Raw genomic sequence first — 12875 nt, 5'->3', positions numbered from 1 at the left:
TTCGGGAAGCGGGTGCCGTCCTCCGAGCGGGGAACGGCCGGGTGGGAACGGCGGGAAACGGCGGGAAACGGTGAGGACCGGTCAGGCCGCGAGCGCGACCGGGCCGCCGGCGGTACCGATTTGTTCGACAGTGCCGGTGGGGATGTCGTAGACCCAGCCGTGCAGAGTCACCGCGTTCGTGGCGCGCGCACGGGCCACGGAGGGGTGGGTGGCCAGGTTGGCCAGTTGGGCCGTCACGTTCTCCCGCACCAGAGCGGGCACGTCCTGGCCACCGGCAAGGTCGGTGGTTCGAGCGAGGGCGGCGTCGGCGTGGCGGAGCCAGTCGGCGATCGCCGGAGCGGCGCTGAGGTCGTGGTGTTCAGCCAGGGCGGTCATCGCGCCGCAGGCGGAGTGCCCGCACACCACGATGTCGGTGACGCCCAGGACAGCGACGGCGTACTCGATGCTCGCCGCCACCCCGTCCGGGCCGGGGGTGTAGGCGGGGACGAGGTTGCCTGCGGTACGGATGACGAACAGGTCACCCGGCTCGCTCTGGGTGATCAGTTCCGGCACCACCCGGGCATCGGAACAGCTGATGAAAAGCGTCGTGGGCCGGTGTGTGGCGGCCAGGTCTGCGAAGAGCTCCGCCTTGGCGGGGAAGACATCGTGCTGGAAACGCGCGACGCCCTCGGAGAGGTCGTGCATGGTCGCTCCCCATGTGCTGGGATCCACCCCGTGGGGCTGACGTTTTCCACCATGCATGACCAGTACCTATAGAGTCCAAGACATGCTAGGCATGCCTACTATCGACCACATCTATAGTTGTGGTCATGGCTCTGGAACTGCGTCACCTTCGCTACCTCCTCGGCGTCGCCGAGCACGGCAGCTTCACCCGCGCCGCCGAGGACCTGCGGATCTCCCAACCCACCCTGTCCCACCAGATCAAGCAGTTGGAGCGAACGGTGGGCGCGCAGCTGCTCGACCGCAGCGGCCGTACCGTACGGCTCACCGACGCCGGCGAGACCTACGTCCACCACGCCCGGCGCGCGCTGGGTGACCTGGCGGCGGCGCAGCGGGCCGTCCAGGATGTCGCCGACCTCTCTCGTGGCTGCCTGCGCCTCGCGCTGACGCCCACCTTCACCGCGTACCTGCTGGGCCCGCTCCTGGCCGACCTCCGCACCGCCCACCCGGGCATCGCGGTGAACGTGCAGGTGATGCCGCAGGAGCGCATCGAAGCAGGGCTGCTGGCCGACGACCTGGACCTCGCGATCGCCTTCCACGGAACCCATCTGCCCGGCATCACCGCGACACCGCTGTTCACCGAACACCTCGGCCTCGTTGTCGCCGCCCACACCCTGCAGGCGGGGAAGCGTGAACCACTGCCCGTGTCCGACCTGGCGACACGTCCCCTGGCGCTGCTGAGCACCGACTTCGCCACCCGCTCCCACATCGACGCCTACCTCGCAGCCCACCGGGTACGGCCGCACATCGCGGTGGAGGCCAACTCGCTCCAGGCGCTCACCGAGCTCGTCCAGCGCACCGATCTCGCCACGGTCCTGCCCGACGCCGTCACCCACGACCATCCACTCCTGACCCCGCTCGCGCTGACCCCGGCCATGCCCTCCCGCACGGTGGCCCTGCTCCGTCGCGAGAACGCGTACCAGAGCGCAGCCGCCCACGCCTTCACCCGACTCACCGACACCCTCATCCGCGCCCGTGGCTACACCCTCGCCTGAGCAGCACCGACCGCGCGGCAACACCTGCCCCCACCGGGGGAACTTGGCAGGATTTCCCGTGTCCGAGCCACGCAGCACCGATTCGATGTACCGGTGATGGAAAGCACGTGAACGTCGGTCCCGGCGATTGCCTGCGGTCCGTCGACTCCGGCAAGCACGTGGACGTCGGTCCGGGCGTTTGCTCGCGGTCCGCCGACCTACTGTCCGGCGTACCCGTGCCCTCGGGGCTTACGCGTCGCCCCTGAGCCGGTCGCGCTGGATCTGGCATGCGAGGGCGCGACGTACAGATGCCGATGCGGTGGCAGTCACGTTCGAGGGGACGTCGAGGCCGCGGCTGATCTCGTCGTAGGCCTTCCGGTAGCTGCCGGGCAACTCAACCCGATGCAGGCGCAGGTCCTCTTCGAGGAGGCGTCGCAGCTCGTCGACGTTCTGCGGCGTGAAGCGCTTCTTTCCACGGGCGATGGCGTGGACGCAGGGGGTGCAACGGGCAGCGCCGTGGAAGGCCTCTGTCGTCTGCATCCCGGGAGGTCCCACCGACTCCCGCTACCTCGGCGCTGCGACCGCTTGGTCGACGACATCGAGGCGCTGCGCGCACACCTCGGACTCCGCCGGATGAACCTGCTCGGCCACTGCGCCGGCACGAACATCGTCACGCAGTACGCAGGCCGCTACCCGGAACAGGTCAGCAAGCTCGCCCTGATCAGCCCGAGCACCCGAGCTGTCGGCATTGCGATCACCGGGGAGACACGACGTGAGCTCGCGCTGCCGCGCAAGAACGAGCTGTGGTTCCCGGCGGCGTTCGCCGCCCTGGAAGCGATCACCGACGGCACCACCACGGTCACGTACCGCTCGGTCGACCCGATCGCCACCGAGGTCATCCAAGTCACCGTCGGCGACTACCAGATCGTCGAGCGGCCGGGACCGAGCGGTGCGGCTGCGCGACGTCGTACCGACCGCGAGAGCCGCCGCGCTGGAGCCCGCCCTCACCCTGACGCCCCATCAACTCACCTGACTGGAAAAGCACCTGGGCCGTTACCCCTTCGAGGCATACGGCATCCTGCCCGCCAATACCGACGCCCCGGACGCCTCGACTTCACGGGCCTGGAAACGCAGACGCTCACCATCTAGAAACCGAACTACCTGCTCCAGAAAGAACACTTGGTCGGCTCACACATGATGCACGAGCTGGTCCACACCTGGTTCGGCAACCTCGCCTCACCGGCCAGCTGGGCCGACCTGTGGCTCAACGAGGGCCACGCGGACTACACGGCCTGCTCTACCGCTACGAGCGCGGCTGGACCGATCACCTCGGCCTGGTCACTATGGAAGCCCGGATGAAGGACGTCTACTCCCGCGGCCACCAGTGGCGGATCGACGCCGGCCCGGTCGCATCCCCGACGGCGGACCCCTTCCACGGCCAGCGATACACCGGTGGCACGCTGGTCCTCTACGCCCTCTGGAACCTGGTCGGCCAAGATGTCTTCCGCCGGATCGAGCATGCTTTCCTTGACCGGCACCGCACTTCCAGTGCCTCCACCCAGGACTACATCGCAGTGGCCGCCGAGATCTCCGGCCAGGACCTGTCCGGATTCCTCAACAAGTGGCTGTACGGCACGAAGACGCCGCGGATGCCCGGCCGCCCGGACTGGACCGTCACTCCGCCGAAGCCCGCCGCCGCACGACGCGACCAGGTGAACACCCCGAAGGAAAAGGTCAGCGCGACCCTCTGACCTCCACCCGGCTCACCGAACGCAGCCTGCGGTTGGCTCCGGATCGATCCGGGGCCAACTTGCTTTTCTGAACGCCCTCCACTTGGCGCGCAAGAGAGACACGGCACGGATCCGCCCGGAACCCTGCCAGGCAGGTGCACGTACCCACGTACCTGCGACGGTACGTCCAACGCCCCACCGGAGCGCCGCGCGCACGAGTGCGGCAGACTGCGTCAATGAGCACCAAGCGCCGCGAGCTGGGCACCGGGCCACGCCCCGTCAGCCGTGACCATGAGCAACTGTTTCCCCAGGGCCGGACCGTCGCGGAGCGGGCGGGCGATGCCAGTCCGGGGGGCGTGGAGACCTCGCGCGCACACAGCGCTGAGCACCCCGAGGGGCGGCGGCCCCTCGGGACGGGCGGCACGGAATGACTCTCTGACCCCGGTTGCCCCAGCGTCACTCCCCCGTCCGCACGGCCCAGGTCGCCACCCGCACGATCCTTGCACAGCGGCCGGGAAGCACCGGGGGGCCAGGACCTCCGCCCGAGAGGACGGGGTCACCGAGGGCGGGGGCGCTGCGGACGCGGGTACGCTCGGTGGGATGACCGTTGTGGTCACAGGTGCCATGACCGGACCGCTGGAAAAGCTCTCACGCAACCAGATGAAACGAACTCATCGAGCGGGCCGGCGGCAAGTCGTCCTCCAGCGTCTCGAAGCGCACCTCGCTGCTCGTCGCAGGCGAGGGCTCGGGATCGAAGAGAGAGAAGGCCGAGCGGGTGGGCACCCGAATCGTGACCCCGGACGAGTTCGCCGACCTGGTGAAGAGCCTCCTCGACCAGACCGGCTGACCCGGAGGGGACGCGGGCACACACCGTACGCGGCGACGCACGCAGGCCGGCGCCCCTCACGATGCACGGCGAGTCAGAGGCCGCCCGGAATGTTTCAGGCGGTGCGAGGAGGCCGGGTCGGTCACTCTCAGAGGCTGCTCAGGTGCGCATGCAGGACGTCCTGCGCCTCCTGCGGCGTACGGCCGGATCACGGTGACCGAGTTCGCCCCGACCTGGCCGGCGGTGCGCAAGCTGCTCGGCAGAGGCGGGGACCGCTATATCGAGAAGGCGATGGAGCGGACCCCGCCCGCAAGCGCGGACGAGTTCATAAAGCTGACGGGCACCTGGATGAACATCCGCCGCTCGTGGGCCGAATTCCTCGAAGAATAACCGCTGTTGCTCGGCCAGATCTTCACCGAGCCACCGGTCGAGCCGGGGCTGGAGTCGCGTGACAGGGCAGGCAGGGACCGGGTCGGGTCGGCAATGCGTCTGTGCACCGTGACCAGCTTCGTTGGTGTGCCCGGTGTGGCCGTGCCGACCGGGGTGGTCGACGGGCTCCCCACCGGGGTGCAGTTTGTCGGGCGCGCGTTCCGGGAGGACCTGTGCCTGGACGCGGCGCAGGCGATCGAGGACCGGCTCGGAGTATTCACACCGGTTGAGCCGAGGCCCATGGACCGGACCGGCTGAGCCCCCGCGCCCGTATGCGAGGGCCTTGCCGTCAGGCGCTCCAGCAGGTGGGCGCCGAGCCGGATCAGCACAGCCGGTTGACTTCAACTCCACTTGAGGTTCTAGGTTTTCCTCATGAAAACCGCTGACTCGACTTACCCCACCATCGACGCCGACAAGAAGCGGATCCGCGAACTCGTCGCGCGACCCAGGAGGCGCAGATCGACCCGGACGTGCTGCCGGGACTGCACACCTCGGACCTGGTACTCATCAACTTTGCCGGGCGGCGCCTCTACGATCGTGAGACGTTCGCTTCAGCCATGGCCGAGGCTCTCTCCTCGCCCCTCAGGGACATCCGGACCGAGCTGGAGGTAAATGACATCCGGTTCGCCACACCTGACGTCGCCATCGTGAGCCTGACCAAGACCGTCCACGACGAACGCTTCGGGACGGAGGGCCCAGCTGAGCTGCCCCTGGCCGGTGCCATGACCTATGTCATGGTCCGCCAGGGCGACGACTGGCGTATTGCCCTGGCTCAGACAACACCGATCCAGTGAGCGCCCGCCGTCGGCGCCACGCGAAAAAGTCACGGTGTCTTCAAGGAGACAGCCGGCAGCCGACATTCTCAGCGCACAACGGAACGCGCGACGCGGAAGCCTACGTCGTCGACCTGGAAGGTGGGGTGGCTGCGGCGCCGCGCCGAGGCCCGGCAGCTCCAGTGCTCGTCGAACCAGCCACCACCACGCAGGACCCGGTAGGCGCCGTAGACCTCGACGTCGTAGGTGTCCCAGCACCAGTCCCAGACGTTGCCGAGCATGTCGTACAGGCCCCACGGGTTGGCCTGCTTGCCACCCACCTTGTGGATGCGCCCGTCCGAGTTTCCGCGGTACCAGGCGATCTCATCGAGCGGCCCGTAGTGCGGTCCTGTCGTACCGGCACGACAGGCGTGTTCCCACTCGGCTTCGGTCGGCAGCCGGTACCCGTCGGCGGTGGCATCCCACTCGATCTTCTCACCGTCAGCAGGGAGGTGGTAGGCGAGCGCGAGCCCGTCGCGCTCGGACAGCGCGTTGCAGAAGCGGACCGCGTCCCACCAGGAAATGTTCTCGACGGGCAGCTCGTCCCCATGGGCCGTAGCCGACCGCGCTCCGGTGACCTGTGCGTACAGCTTCTGGGTGACAGGAAACGCCGCCAGCTGGTAGGGGGCGAGGTCGACCGACCAACTGCGCTGTGTGCGCCGGTCCGACAGGGTCACCTGCCCCGGTGGGATGGCGATCATCGTCGCTGTAATAGTGTCCATAATGAGGCGACCCTACCGGGACCTGATATGGACGCCCGTACGGCAGGGCTTCCGCCGACTCCCCCAGCAGCCGTACGCGCGCCAGTTGTACGTTCTCAGTCCGACCTCCGACCTCCGCGCTCCGCCCTCCGTCCACCGGCCGTTGCCGGGGGGCCGGAGGACGGACCGAGGTACCACGATTCCGGGTCGGTCGGCCGTGCACTTCGGCGCTACATCGCGCCGAGGACCGGTGCGGCATTGTGGCCGCCGAAGCCGAAGGACTCGCTCACCGCCACAGGCACCCGCTGGGTGCGGGGAGTTGAGGCGATGGAACGGCGCGTGACCGGCGCGACAGCACCCGGCCCAGGACGCGCCGAATCGGCCCACCGGCATCTTGTGGCAATTCCGCAACCCACACCAGCCCTTCACATCGCATCAGTTCATGCGAAGATTCCGTCCCCCGGTCCGTGCGCAGACCGGGGTGACAAGGGGAGAGCCTTCGTGAAGAGATCGACGTTCAGGGCCACTGTCGGCAGCGTGTTGGCGGTCGCAGCCGCAGCTGTCGTACTGCCCGCCACAGCGGGTGCCTCATGGCACGAGCCTGCCGCTCCGACCGCCAGTGGCACGGTCGACCGTGCCACCCGCGAGTCCTTCGGGCGGCTTACGGATGCTGTGCTGACGGACCGTACGACGGCCCTGCTGGACAACCGGCAGACGCGGCGGTCGACACCGCCCGCGGAACGCCAAGTACACCTGTCCCCGGGTTTGTTCCGGTCGGAGGGCGGCGCCCAGTCCTCGTTGCGTGACCGTAAGGAGCGGCTCCGCGACCTGGGCGAGGCGTACAGCGCCGCCGACACCAAGGTGACAGTGAACAACACCAAGGTGCGCGACGCCAAGGCCACGGTCCGGGTGACCGAGACCACCACGCTCACGTACAAGAAGATACGTGGCAACGAGCCCGGCACGACCGGGTTCCAGGCGCATCACGAGCTCACCTTCGCCCAGGCGGCGGGCGGCACATGGGCGCTGACCGGCATACGCTCAACGGACACCGGCCTGTCGGCGGTCAACGCACCGCTGAAGGCGCCGATGGTCAAGGCGACCGCCGCCGACGATCTTCCGGCCGCCACCAGAGCCACCACCACGCGGCCCTCGCGAGTGCCGGCGGCGAAGCCGACCACGAACCCCAACGGCTACAACTACGCGGCCATGGCGACGTACGCGGAAAAGTACTGGAGCAACTACAACCCCGCTTATCCGTCGTACGACGGTGCCGGCGCCGGCGGTGACTGCACCAACTTCGTCAGCCAGGCTCTGAAGGCGGGCGGCTGGAAGCACGCGCCCGGCTCCTGGGACGACTACCGCAAGTGGTGGAGCGACCCGACCCTCGGTAACACCCTCTCCTGGGTGGGCGTCAACGAGTGGTCCTGGTTCGCCCTCTCCAGCAAGCGCACGACCAACCTCTCCAACGTGTGGGAGATGGGTGTCGGCGACGTACTCCAGGTGGACTTCGACCGGAACGGGTCGAAGGACCACACCATGCTGGTCTCGTACCGGAACCGGTCAGGTACGCCGTACGTGACGTACCACTCCAACAACACCTACCGGAAGTCGATAGCGAGTCTCGTCGCGTCCTACCCGACGGCGAACTACTACGCCTACCGCACCTGACAGGTCGCGGGTCTCGCACCCGCGGGAGGCCGGCCACCGGCCGGACGCCCGGATCCGTCAAGTGCCGTGCGCCGCTTGACGGATTCGGGCCTCGGGACCGTACACCCCAGCGCCGAACGCCTTCCGCGCGCCTCAGCTGGACAGCCGGGGCACACAGAAGGCGCCAGGCCGAAGCACACAGTTCAGGCCAGGCCGCGATGCGCCGTCACCGATGCTCAGACGTGTCCGGGACGAGCAGGTCCTCGGCGATGTCGTGGACGAGCCCCAGTCCGTGGCACCGCGGGCAGGCGCCGGCCACGGTATTGGGCGAGAATGCCTCGGCCTCCAGTCGTGGGGCCCCTGGCGGGTAGGTCCCGGCGCGCGAGTAGAGCATCCGCAGCAGGTTGGACAGCCTGGTGAGGGTACCGACCGTCGACCGTACGCCGGGCGCCCCGCGGCGCTGCTGCAGGGCCACTGCCGGTGGCAGCCCGGTGATCTCCTGGACATGCGGTGCACCAACCTGTTGAAGCAGCCGGCGGGCGTACGGTGCGACGGACTCGAAGTGTCGGCGCTGGGCCTCGGCGTAGAGCGTGCCGAAATCGAGAGGAGACTTGCCGGAACCGGAAACCCCGGTGAATGCCACCATCGCGTCCCGCGGGACGTCGACGGCGACATTCCGCAGGTTGTGCTCTCTCGCACTCCGGACGTGCACGAACCGGCCATTCGCGTCTTTCTTTACTTCTCATCCATACCCCGTTCCGCGATGCCGGACCACCGGTGCGCGGCCCCCGTCGGGCGAGGCGAGGACGCCGTTCGCGCGCCGCCCGTGGCAGGAGAGCGTGGCCGACCACTTCCAGGACTGCTCACTCGCAGAGTTTGACAAGCTGGAGGAGTGCGAAGACTGAATATGCCGGTACGTCGCCGACGAAGACGATTCCCACCTGCGCCCGGAGCGCCTCGCCACCCCGATCGCCAGGTTCTGATCAGCGACCGTCGAATTGGAGAACCGTGACCGATGAGCCGCTGCGCATCGCCCCCGTACGGGACAGTCCCCCGGGGTTCCGTCCCGCCCGGGCCGCCCCGGAGGAGCCGTAGATGGACGCCGTATCCGCAACCGGGCTTCTCCTGCTGATCGCCGCTGAGCCTGAGCTGCTCGCCGCCGCGCCGACCGATGCGAGCGGGAGCGAGCTGACCGACCGGGTCCGCGACGAGGACCATTCGTGCCTCGGTTGCGGCGCACCGGCCGTCTGCGCCGTGATCGTCAATTCCTCCACGGCCGGGCCGCGCTGGCTCGACCTGTGCTCACGCTGCTGGTTCACCGTGCGACTCGCCAATGACTCCCCGGAGTGGCCGCGATGACCGGCGCGGCGACCGAATTCCAGGAGAGCGCCGACGCCGAGCGCTGACCCGGTGGATGGGTGTGTCGGCTACCGGACGGGAGGGTCAAAATACGCCCCTCGCCGCCTCTCGCTCCGCGAGGAATTCATCGAGCAGCGCGAAGAGCACTTGGACAACTCGCTCTTCCTGCCCCGGCGTCAGCTGGCGATGGTCCCAGCCGTGCGGGAGAGCAATGTGGCGAACCAGGCCCCACCAGACGTGGCTGCAGTCGCGGCCGCGGCGGGCCACCAGCCACTCACGCCAGCCATCAAGCCCTGGACCGCCGTAGCGCCGGGCATGAGCGTCGTATCCATCCACATACGCTTGCACGGCGGTGAGCGAAATCCGCTCGAGATACATGCCCTGCCGTTTGGCGAGGTTGGCCCAGTACTCACGCTCGCTCATGCCTATGAGATCCACACGCCAATCATCCCGCCCCTCGTCCCGACCGGGTGACAGCACCTGGAACAGCCCGGCCGAGCCCAGCCAGCCGAGTTGTTTCGCTCCCGCGCCCTGTTCAACCCCGCATCTTGCTCAATCCCGTGTCGCACCGGATTCCAGGACTCTGGTGGTGAGGGCCGCCAAGTGCGCCCGCATCTGCTCGCGGGTCATCCCCTTCGCGCCGACGAGATGTTCGACGAGATCGGCGCGCGTCGCGGCGAGCAGAGCATGCGCAATGAAATCGCTGTGAGTGAGTCCGGGGATCCCCTCCAACGCGGCCTGGAGCGTGCCGTGCCACCGCTCGTAGTGCTCTGCCTCATAAGGGCTGTCGCTGCCGGTTCCCTCCAGCGCCAGGGCGAGGTGACGGTTGTCCAGCTTGAAGCACAGGACCGCGTCAAGGAGAGCGGGTACGCGCTGGAGCGGCGGGGTGGCGGGCCCCAGAGGTGGCGCCCCTTCTTCGGCGGCGATCCTGATGGGTGCGAGCCGCATCTCGTACAGCGCTTGGATCAGGCCAGTGCGGTCACCGAATCCGCGGAAGAGCGTCGCCTTGCCGACACCGGCTGCCGCCGCGATGTCGGCCATAGTGACCACCCCCGGGCTCTCGCGACTGGTAAAGAGCTTGTCGGCGGCCGCGAGGACGGCCTCTCGATTGCGCGTGGCGTCCGCGCGCGGCTTGCGTTCCGGCATACGACCCCTCCTCGCCAAACGGACCCATGGTCCGTATCGTTCACGCCACGAAGCGGACCCCGGGTCCGTATTCTACGGGACGGAGCACGCCATGACCACGAACACCGCACCGGCAGACCTGTACCTACACGGCCTGCAACTGCTGCTGGACAAGAACCTCGCCGCCTGGGTCGACCTGTGGGACGAGGACGGCATCCTCGAGTTCCCCTTCGCACCGGAAGGCCGGCCGCAGCGACTGGAGGGCAAGGCGGCCGTCGCCGAGTACATGCGCGGCTACCCCGGCCACATCGACCTTCACGATTTCCCGCACGTCGAGATTCACCAGACGGTCACCCCGGAGACCATCGTGGTGGAGATGCGCGGCGTGGGCCGGCTGGTGGAGACCGGCGGCCCCTTCGACATGTCCTACATCGCCGTCGTCACCGTCAAGAACGGCCGCATCACCGGCTACCGCGACTACTGGAACCCGCTCGCCCTGGAGAACCCCGCCACCGACTTCGCAGGAAGCAACTGATGAACGACTCGCAGAAGTTCACCCTGGTCATCGGCGCCACCGGCACCACCGGCAGCCGAGTCGCCGCCCAACTGACCGCCGCGGGACGGCGCGTCAAGGCCGCCAGCCGGCGAGCCACGCCCATGGACGGCGCGCGCGCCGTACGGTTCGACTGGGACGACCCCACATCCTCCGAAGGCGCCCTCGAAGGCGTGGAGCAGGTCTATCTCATCCCGCCGATCGGCTCTTCGGACCCGGCAGCAGTCATGCTGCCCTTCCTCCGGCAGGCCCGCACCGCAGGAGTACACCGCGCTGTGCTACTCAGCTCTTCGGCGATCCCCGTCGGCGGCCCTGCGGTAGGGCAGGTTCATCAGGCCCTGCCCGGACTGTTCTCCCAGTGGGCGGTTCTGCGGCCCTCATGGTTCATGCAGAACTTCACCGGCGACCACGCGCACGCCCAGACCGCACGAGCGGACGGGACCATCCGGACGGCAACCGGCGAGGGCCGCGTTGGCTTCGTGGATGCCGACGACATCGCCGCTGTCGCCGTGCGCGCGCTGACCGACGAACGGGCTCCGAACACCGACCTGATCCTCACCGGGCCGCAAGCACTGAGCTACGACGACATCGCCGCCACTCTCACCCAGGTCACCGGCCGGACCATCACACACCACCGGCTGACCCACGAGCAGATGCGCCAACGTCTGACCGTCGACATCCCCGTCCAGTTCGCCGCCATGCTCGCCGACATGGACCACACCATCGCCGGTGGCGCCGAGGACCGCACCACCGACACCGTCCAGCGCCTCACCGGCCGCGCACCGCGCAGCTTCCGCGCTTTCGCGGAACAGGAGTTGCGCACGCCCGCTCCGTAACCTCTTCACAGCCTGCGGACGCTCACAGCGGGAAACGCCCTCCACGGACACTCTGTTCACACCCATGACGGTAAGGAAACTTTCCTAACTTGGCGCGTCCCGGGGCTAGAGAGATTCCGAAAGGTGCACGACACTCATCCCACGGGATGCTGAACACATATGAGGACAGCGAACGGGGCTCAGAACCCGTTCACCCCCGGGCAAGGGCGGCAACGGCTACTGCCGCGGCTCCCGGGGGGCTGGGATTGCCTCTACGCGGGCAACACCTCCCGAAATCCGGCACTTCGCCTTCCAGTGGTCGGGCTCACCGCCCAACAGCACTAGGAGAACCCAATGTCCAGAGCACTATCTGCGACCGCGAAAGCGGCGCTCACCGCGTTCGTCGGACTGGTCGCGGCAGGCACATTGGGGATGCCCGCGCATGCAACCGGCCCCCACGTACCCGCGAAGGTCGCTCCAGTGGTCGATGTGTCCACCTCCGCCGAGCTCGCCGACGCACTGGCAGAGGCAGCACCGGGACAGACCATCAAGATGGCACCCGGTGAATACCGGGGAGCCTTCACCACCCGGAAGGCAGGCACGGCGGCCGGACCCATCACTCTCACCGGACCACGCAGCGCCGTGCTCGTCAACGACGGCCCCTCCGGCGAGGCGCCTACCTGCCCGGAGCCCACAGCCGGCTGGGATTCCGGCTACGGACTGTGGCTGTACTCGGCGCCGTACTGGAACCTGAACGGATTCACCGTCAAGGATTCCAAAAAGGGCGTGGTCCTGGACAACTCGCACCATGTCCGCCTGGACGGGCTCTACGTGCATCACGTGGAGGAGGAAGGGGTGCACTTCCGCCGCTCCTCCGCCGACGGGGTGATCCGTAACTCCGTTGTCGAGCACACCGGACTGGTCAAGCCGCAGTACGGCGAGGGTGTCTATCTCGGGTCGGCGAACTCCAACTGGGGCTGCCACGGCAACTCGGTTGGAGTGGACCGTTCGGATCGCATCCTGGTCGAGAACAACCGGATCGGCCCGTGCGTCACTGAGGTTCCCCCGAGATGCGGAAGATGGTGACAGAGGGTCAGATGGTTCTCATGAGAGGAACATCGGCCATGGCTGCCCCCAGAAAGTACTCGCTGGAGTTGCGTGAGCGTGCGGTGCGGATGTAT

Annotated in this window: 15 protein-coding genes and 4 pseudogenes; 13 read left to right on the top strand and 6 right to left on the bottom strand. The window is 68.1% G+C overall.

The features are described 5' to 3' along the window. Positions 1 to 81: 81 nt before the first annotated feature. Positions 82 to 684, bottom strand: a complete 603-nt coding sequence (locus tag QMK30_RS34185; RefSeq protein ID WP_283522230.1) for a carbonic anhydrase — start codon at positions 682 to 684, stop codon at positions 82 to 84. Between the two features lie 125 nt (positions 685 to 809). Between QMK30_RS34185 and cynR the strand changes: the two genes are divergently transcribed. Beyond that, entirely contained in the window at positions 810 to 1715 is a 906-nt protein-coding gene (gene cynR, locus QMK30_RS34180; protein ID WP_283522229.1) for a transcriptional regulator CynR, read from the top strand. A gap of 228 nt (positions 1716 to 1943) precedes the next feature. Here cynR and QMK30_RS34175 read toward each other — a convergent pair whose 3' ends face one another. Continuing rightward, entirely contained in the window at positions 1944 to 2234 is a 291-nt protein-coding gene (locus tag QMK30_RS34175) for a hypothetical protein (protein ID WP_283522228.1), read from the bottom strand. A 45-nt stretch (positions 2235 to 2279) separates the two neighbouring features. Between QMK30_RS34175 and QMK30_RS38595 the strand changes: the two genes are divergently transcribed. From QMK30_RS38595 to QMK30_RS34145, 7 genes and pseudogenes are all read left to right on the top strand, one after another. Then, positions 2280 to 2843, top strand: a complete 564-nt coding sequence (locus QMK30_RS38595; protein WP_349362141.1) for an alpha/beta fold hydrolase — start codon at positions 2280 to 2282, stop codon at positions 2841 to 2843. 45 nt (positions 2844 to 2888) lie between these two features. Further along, positions 2889 to 2954, top strand: a pseudogene (locus tag QMK30_RS38590) (hypothetical protein); the annotation flags it as partial. Beyond that, positions 2954 to 3445, top strand: a complete 492-nt coding sequence (locus tag QMK30_RS38585) for a M1 family aminopeptidase (protein WP_349362143.1) — start codon at positions 2954 to 2956, stop codon at positions 3443 to 3445. The pseudogene QMK30_RS38590 and the gene QMK30_RS38585, both read left to right, overlap by 1 nt. Before the next feature lie 215 nt (positions 3446 to 3660). Beyond that, positions 3661 to 3855, top strand: coding sequence for a hypothetical protein (locus QMK30_RS34160; protein WP_283522260.1), 195 nt, complete (start codon positions 3661 to 3663; stop codon positions 3853 to 3855). Between the two features lie 148 nt (positions 3856 to 4003). Further along, positions 4004 to 4271: pseudogene (locus tag QMK30_RS34155) on the top strand (BRCT domain-containing protein); the annotation flags it as partial. A 174-nt stretch (positions 4272 to 4445) separates the two neighbouring features. After that, a pseudogene (locus QMK30_RS34150) lies at positions 4446 to 4937 on the top strand (amidase family protein); the annotation flags it as partial. 200 nt (positions 4938 to 5137) lie between these two features. Continuing rightward, positions 5138 to 5473 carry an SgcJ/EcaC family oxidoreductase gene (locus QMK30_RS34145; protein ID WP_283522257.1) on the top strand — a complete coding sequence of 112 codons (336 nt, stop codon included), beginning with the start codon at positions 5138 to 5140 and terminating at the stop codon, positions 5471 to 5473. 68 nt (positions 5474 to 5541) lie between these two features. Here the strand turns inward: QMK30_RS34145 and QMK30_RS34140 are convergent, their stop codons facing one another. Then, a complete protein-coding gene (locus QMK30_RS34140) occupies positions 5542 to 6213 on the bottom strand; it encodes a formylglycine-generating enzyme family protein (protein WP_283522227.1) in 672 nt (223 codons plus the stop codon). A 480-nt stretch (positions 6214 to 6693) separates the two neighbouring features. Between QMK30_RS34140 and QMK30_RS34135 the strand changes: the two genes are divergently transcribed. Next, positions 6694 to 7863, top strand: coding sequence for an amidase domain-containing protein (locus QMK30_RS34135; protein ID WP_283522226.1), 1170 nt, complete (start codon positions 6694 to 6696; stop codon positions 7861 to 7863). 217 nt (positions 7864 to 8080) lie between these two features. Here QMK30_RS34135 and QMK30_RS34130 read toward each other — a convergent pair. Beyond that, positions 8081 to 8554: pseudogene (locus QMK30_RS34130) on the bottom strand (P-loop NTPase family protein); the annotation flags it as partial. 383 nt (positions 8555 to 8937) lie between these two features. On the opposite strand from QMK30_RS34130, the gene QMK30_RS34125 reads away from it, so the two are divergent. Then, entirely contained in the window at positions 8938 to 9201 is a 264-nt protein-coding gene (locus QMK30_RS34125) for a hypothetical protein (protein WP_283522225.1), read from the top strand. A gap of 84 nt (positions 9202 to 9285) precedes the next feature. Here the strand turns inward: QMK30_RS34125 and QMK30_RS34120 are convergent, their stop codons facing one another. Together QMK30_RS34120 and QMK30_RS34115 are read right to left on the bottom strand one after the other, a co-directional pair. After that, positions 9286 to 9624 (bottom strand): hypothetical protein, encoded by a 339-nt coding sequence (locus QMK30_RS34120; protein WP_283522224.1) that lies wholly within the window; start codon positions 9622 to 9624, stop codon positions 9286 to 9288. Between the two features lie 129 nt (positions 9625 to 9753). After that, entirely contained in the window at positions 9754 to 10347 is a 594-nt protein-coding gene (locus tag QMK30_RS34115; protein WP_283522223.1) for a TetR/AcrR family transcriptional regulator, read from the bottom strand. Between the two features lie 91 nt (positions 10348 to 10438). Here QMK30_RS34115 and QMK30_RS34110 point away from each other — a divergent pair, with 91 nt between their 5' ends. From QMK30_RS34110 to QMK30_RS34100, 3 genes are all read left to right on the top strand, one after another. Continuing rightward, positions 10439 to 10861 (top strand): nuclear transport factor 2 family protein, encoded by a 423-nt coding sequence (locus tag QMK30_RS34110; protein ID WP_283522222.1) that lies wholly within the window; start codon positions 10439 to 10441, stop codon positions 10859 to 10861. Next, positions 10861 to 11715, top strand: a complete 855-nt coding sequence (locus tag QMK30_RS34105; RefSeq protein WP_283522221.1) for an NmrA family NAD(P)-binding protein — start codon at positions 10861 to 10863, stop codon at positions 11713 to 11715. The genes QMK30_RS34110 and QMK30_RS34105 overlap by 1 nt, the downstream gene beginning before the upstream one ends. Positions 11716 to 12048: 333 nt before the next feature. After that, on the top strand, positions 12049 to 12780 hold the full coding sequence (locus QMK30_RS34100; protein ID WP_283522220.1) for a right-handed parallel beta-helix repeat-containing protein: 732 nt from the start codon (positions 12049 to 12051) through the stop codon (positions 12778 to 12780). Positions 12781 to 12875: the final 95 nt, after the last annotated feature.

It is taken from the genome of Streptomyces sp. H27-C3 (genome assembly GCF_030063415.1).
Taxonomy (GTDB): Bacteria; Actinomycetota; Actinomycetes; order Streptomycetales; family Streptomycetaceae; genus Streptomyces.
This window is presented reverse-complemented; position numbering and strand designations above follow the sequence as displayed.

Coding starts and splice junctions, on each gene's coding strand:
- QMK30_RS34185 (WP_283522230.1), bottom strand. CDS start 684: ATGCACGACCTCTCCGAGGGCGTCGCGCGTTTCCAGCACGATGTCTTC.
- cynR (WP_283522229.1), top strand. CDS start 810: ATGGCTCTGGAACTGCGTCACCTTCGCTACCTCCTCGGCGTCGCCGAG.
- QMK30_RS34175 (WP_283522228.1), bottom strand. CDS start 2,234: ATGCAGACGACAGAGGCCTTCCACGGCGCTGCCCGTTGCACCCCCTGC.
- QMK30_RS34160 (WP_283522260.1), top strand. CDS start 3,661: ATGAGCACCAAGCGCCGCGAGCTGGGCACCGGGCCACGCCCCGTCAGC.
- QMK30_RS34140 (WP_283522227.1), bottom strand. CDS start 6,213: ATGGACACTATTACAGCGACGATGATCGCCATCCCACCGGGGCAGGTG.
- QMK30_RS34125 (WP_283522225.1), top strand. CDS start 8,938: ATGGACGCCGTATCCGCAACCGGGCTTCTCCTGCTGATCGCCGCTGAG.
- QMK30_RS34120 (WP_283522224.1), bottom strand. CDS start 9,624: ATGAGCGAGCGTGAGTACTGGGCCAACCTCGCCAAACGGCAGGGCATG.
- QMK30_RS34115 (WP_283522223.1), bottom strand. CDS start 10,347: ATGCCGGAACGCAAGCCGCGCGCGGACGCCACGCGCAATCGAGAGGCC.
- QMK30_RS34110 (WP_283522222.1), top strand. CDS start 10,439: ATGACCACGAACACCGCACCGGCAGACCTGTACCTACACGGCCTGCAA.
- QMK30_RS34105 (WP_283522221.1), top strand. CDS start 10,861: ATGAACGACTCGCAGAAGTTCACCCTGGTCATCGGCGCCACCGGCACC.
- QMK30_RS34100 (WP_283522220.1), top strand. CDS start 12,049: ATGTCCAGAGCACTATCTGCGACCGCGAAAGCGGCGCTCACCGCGTTC.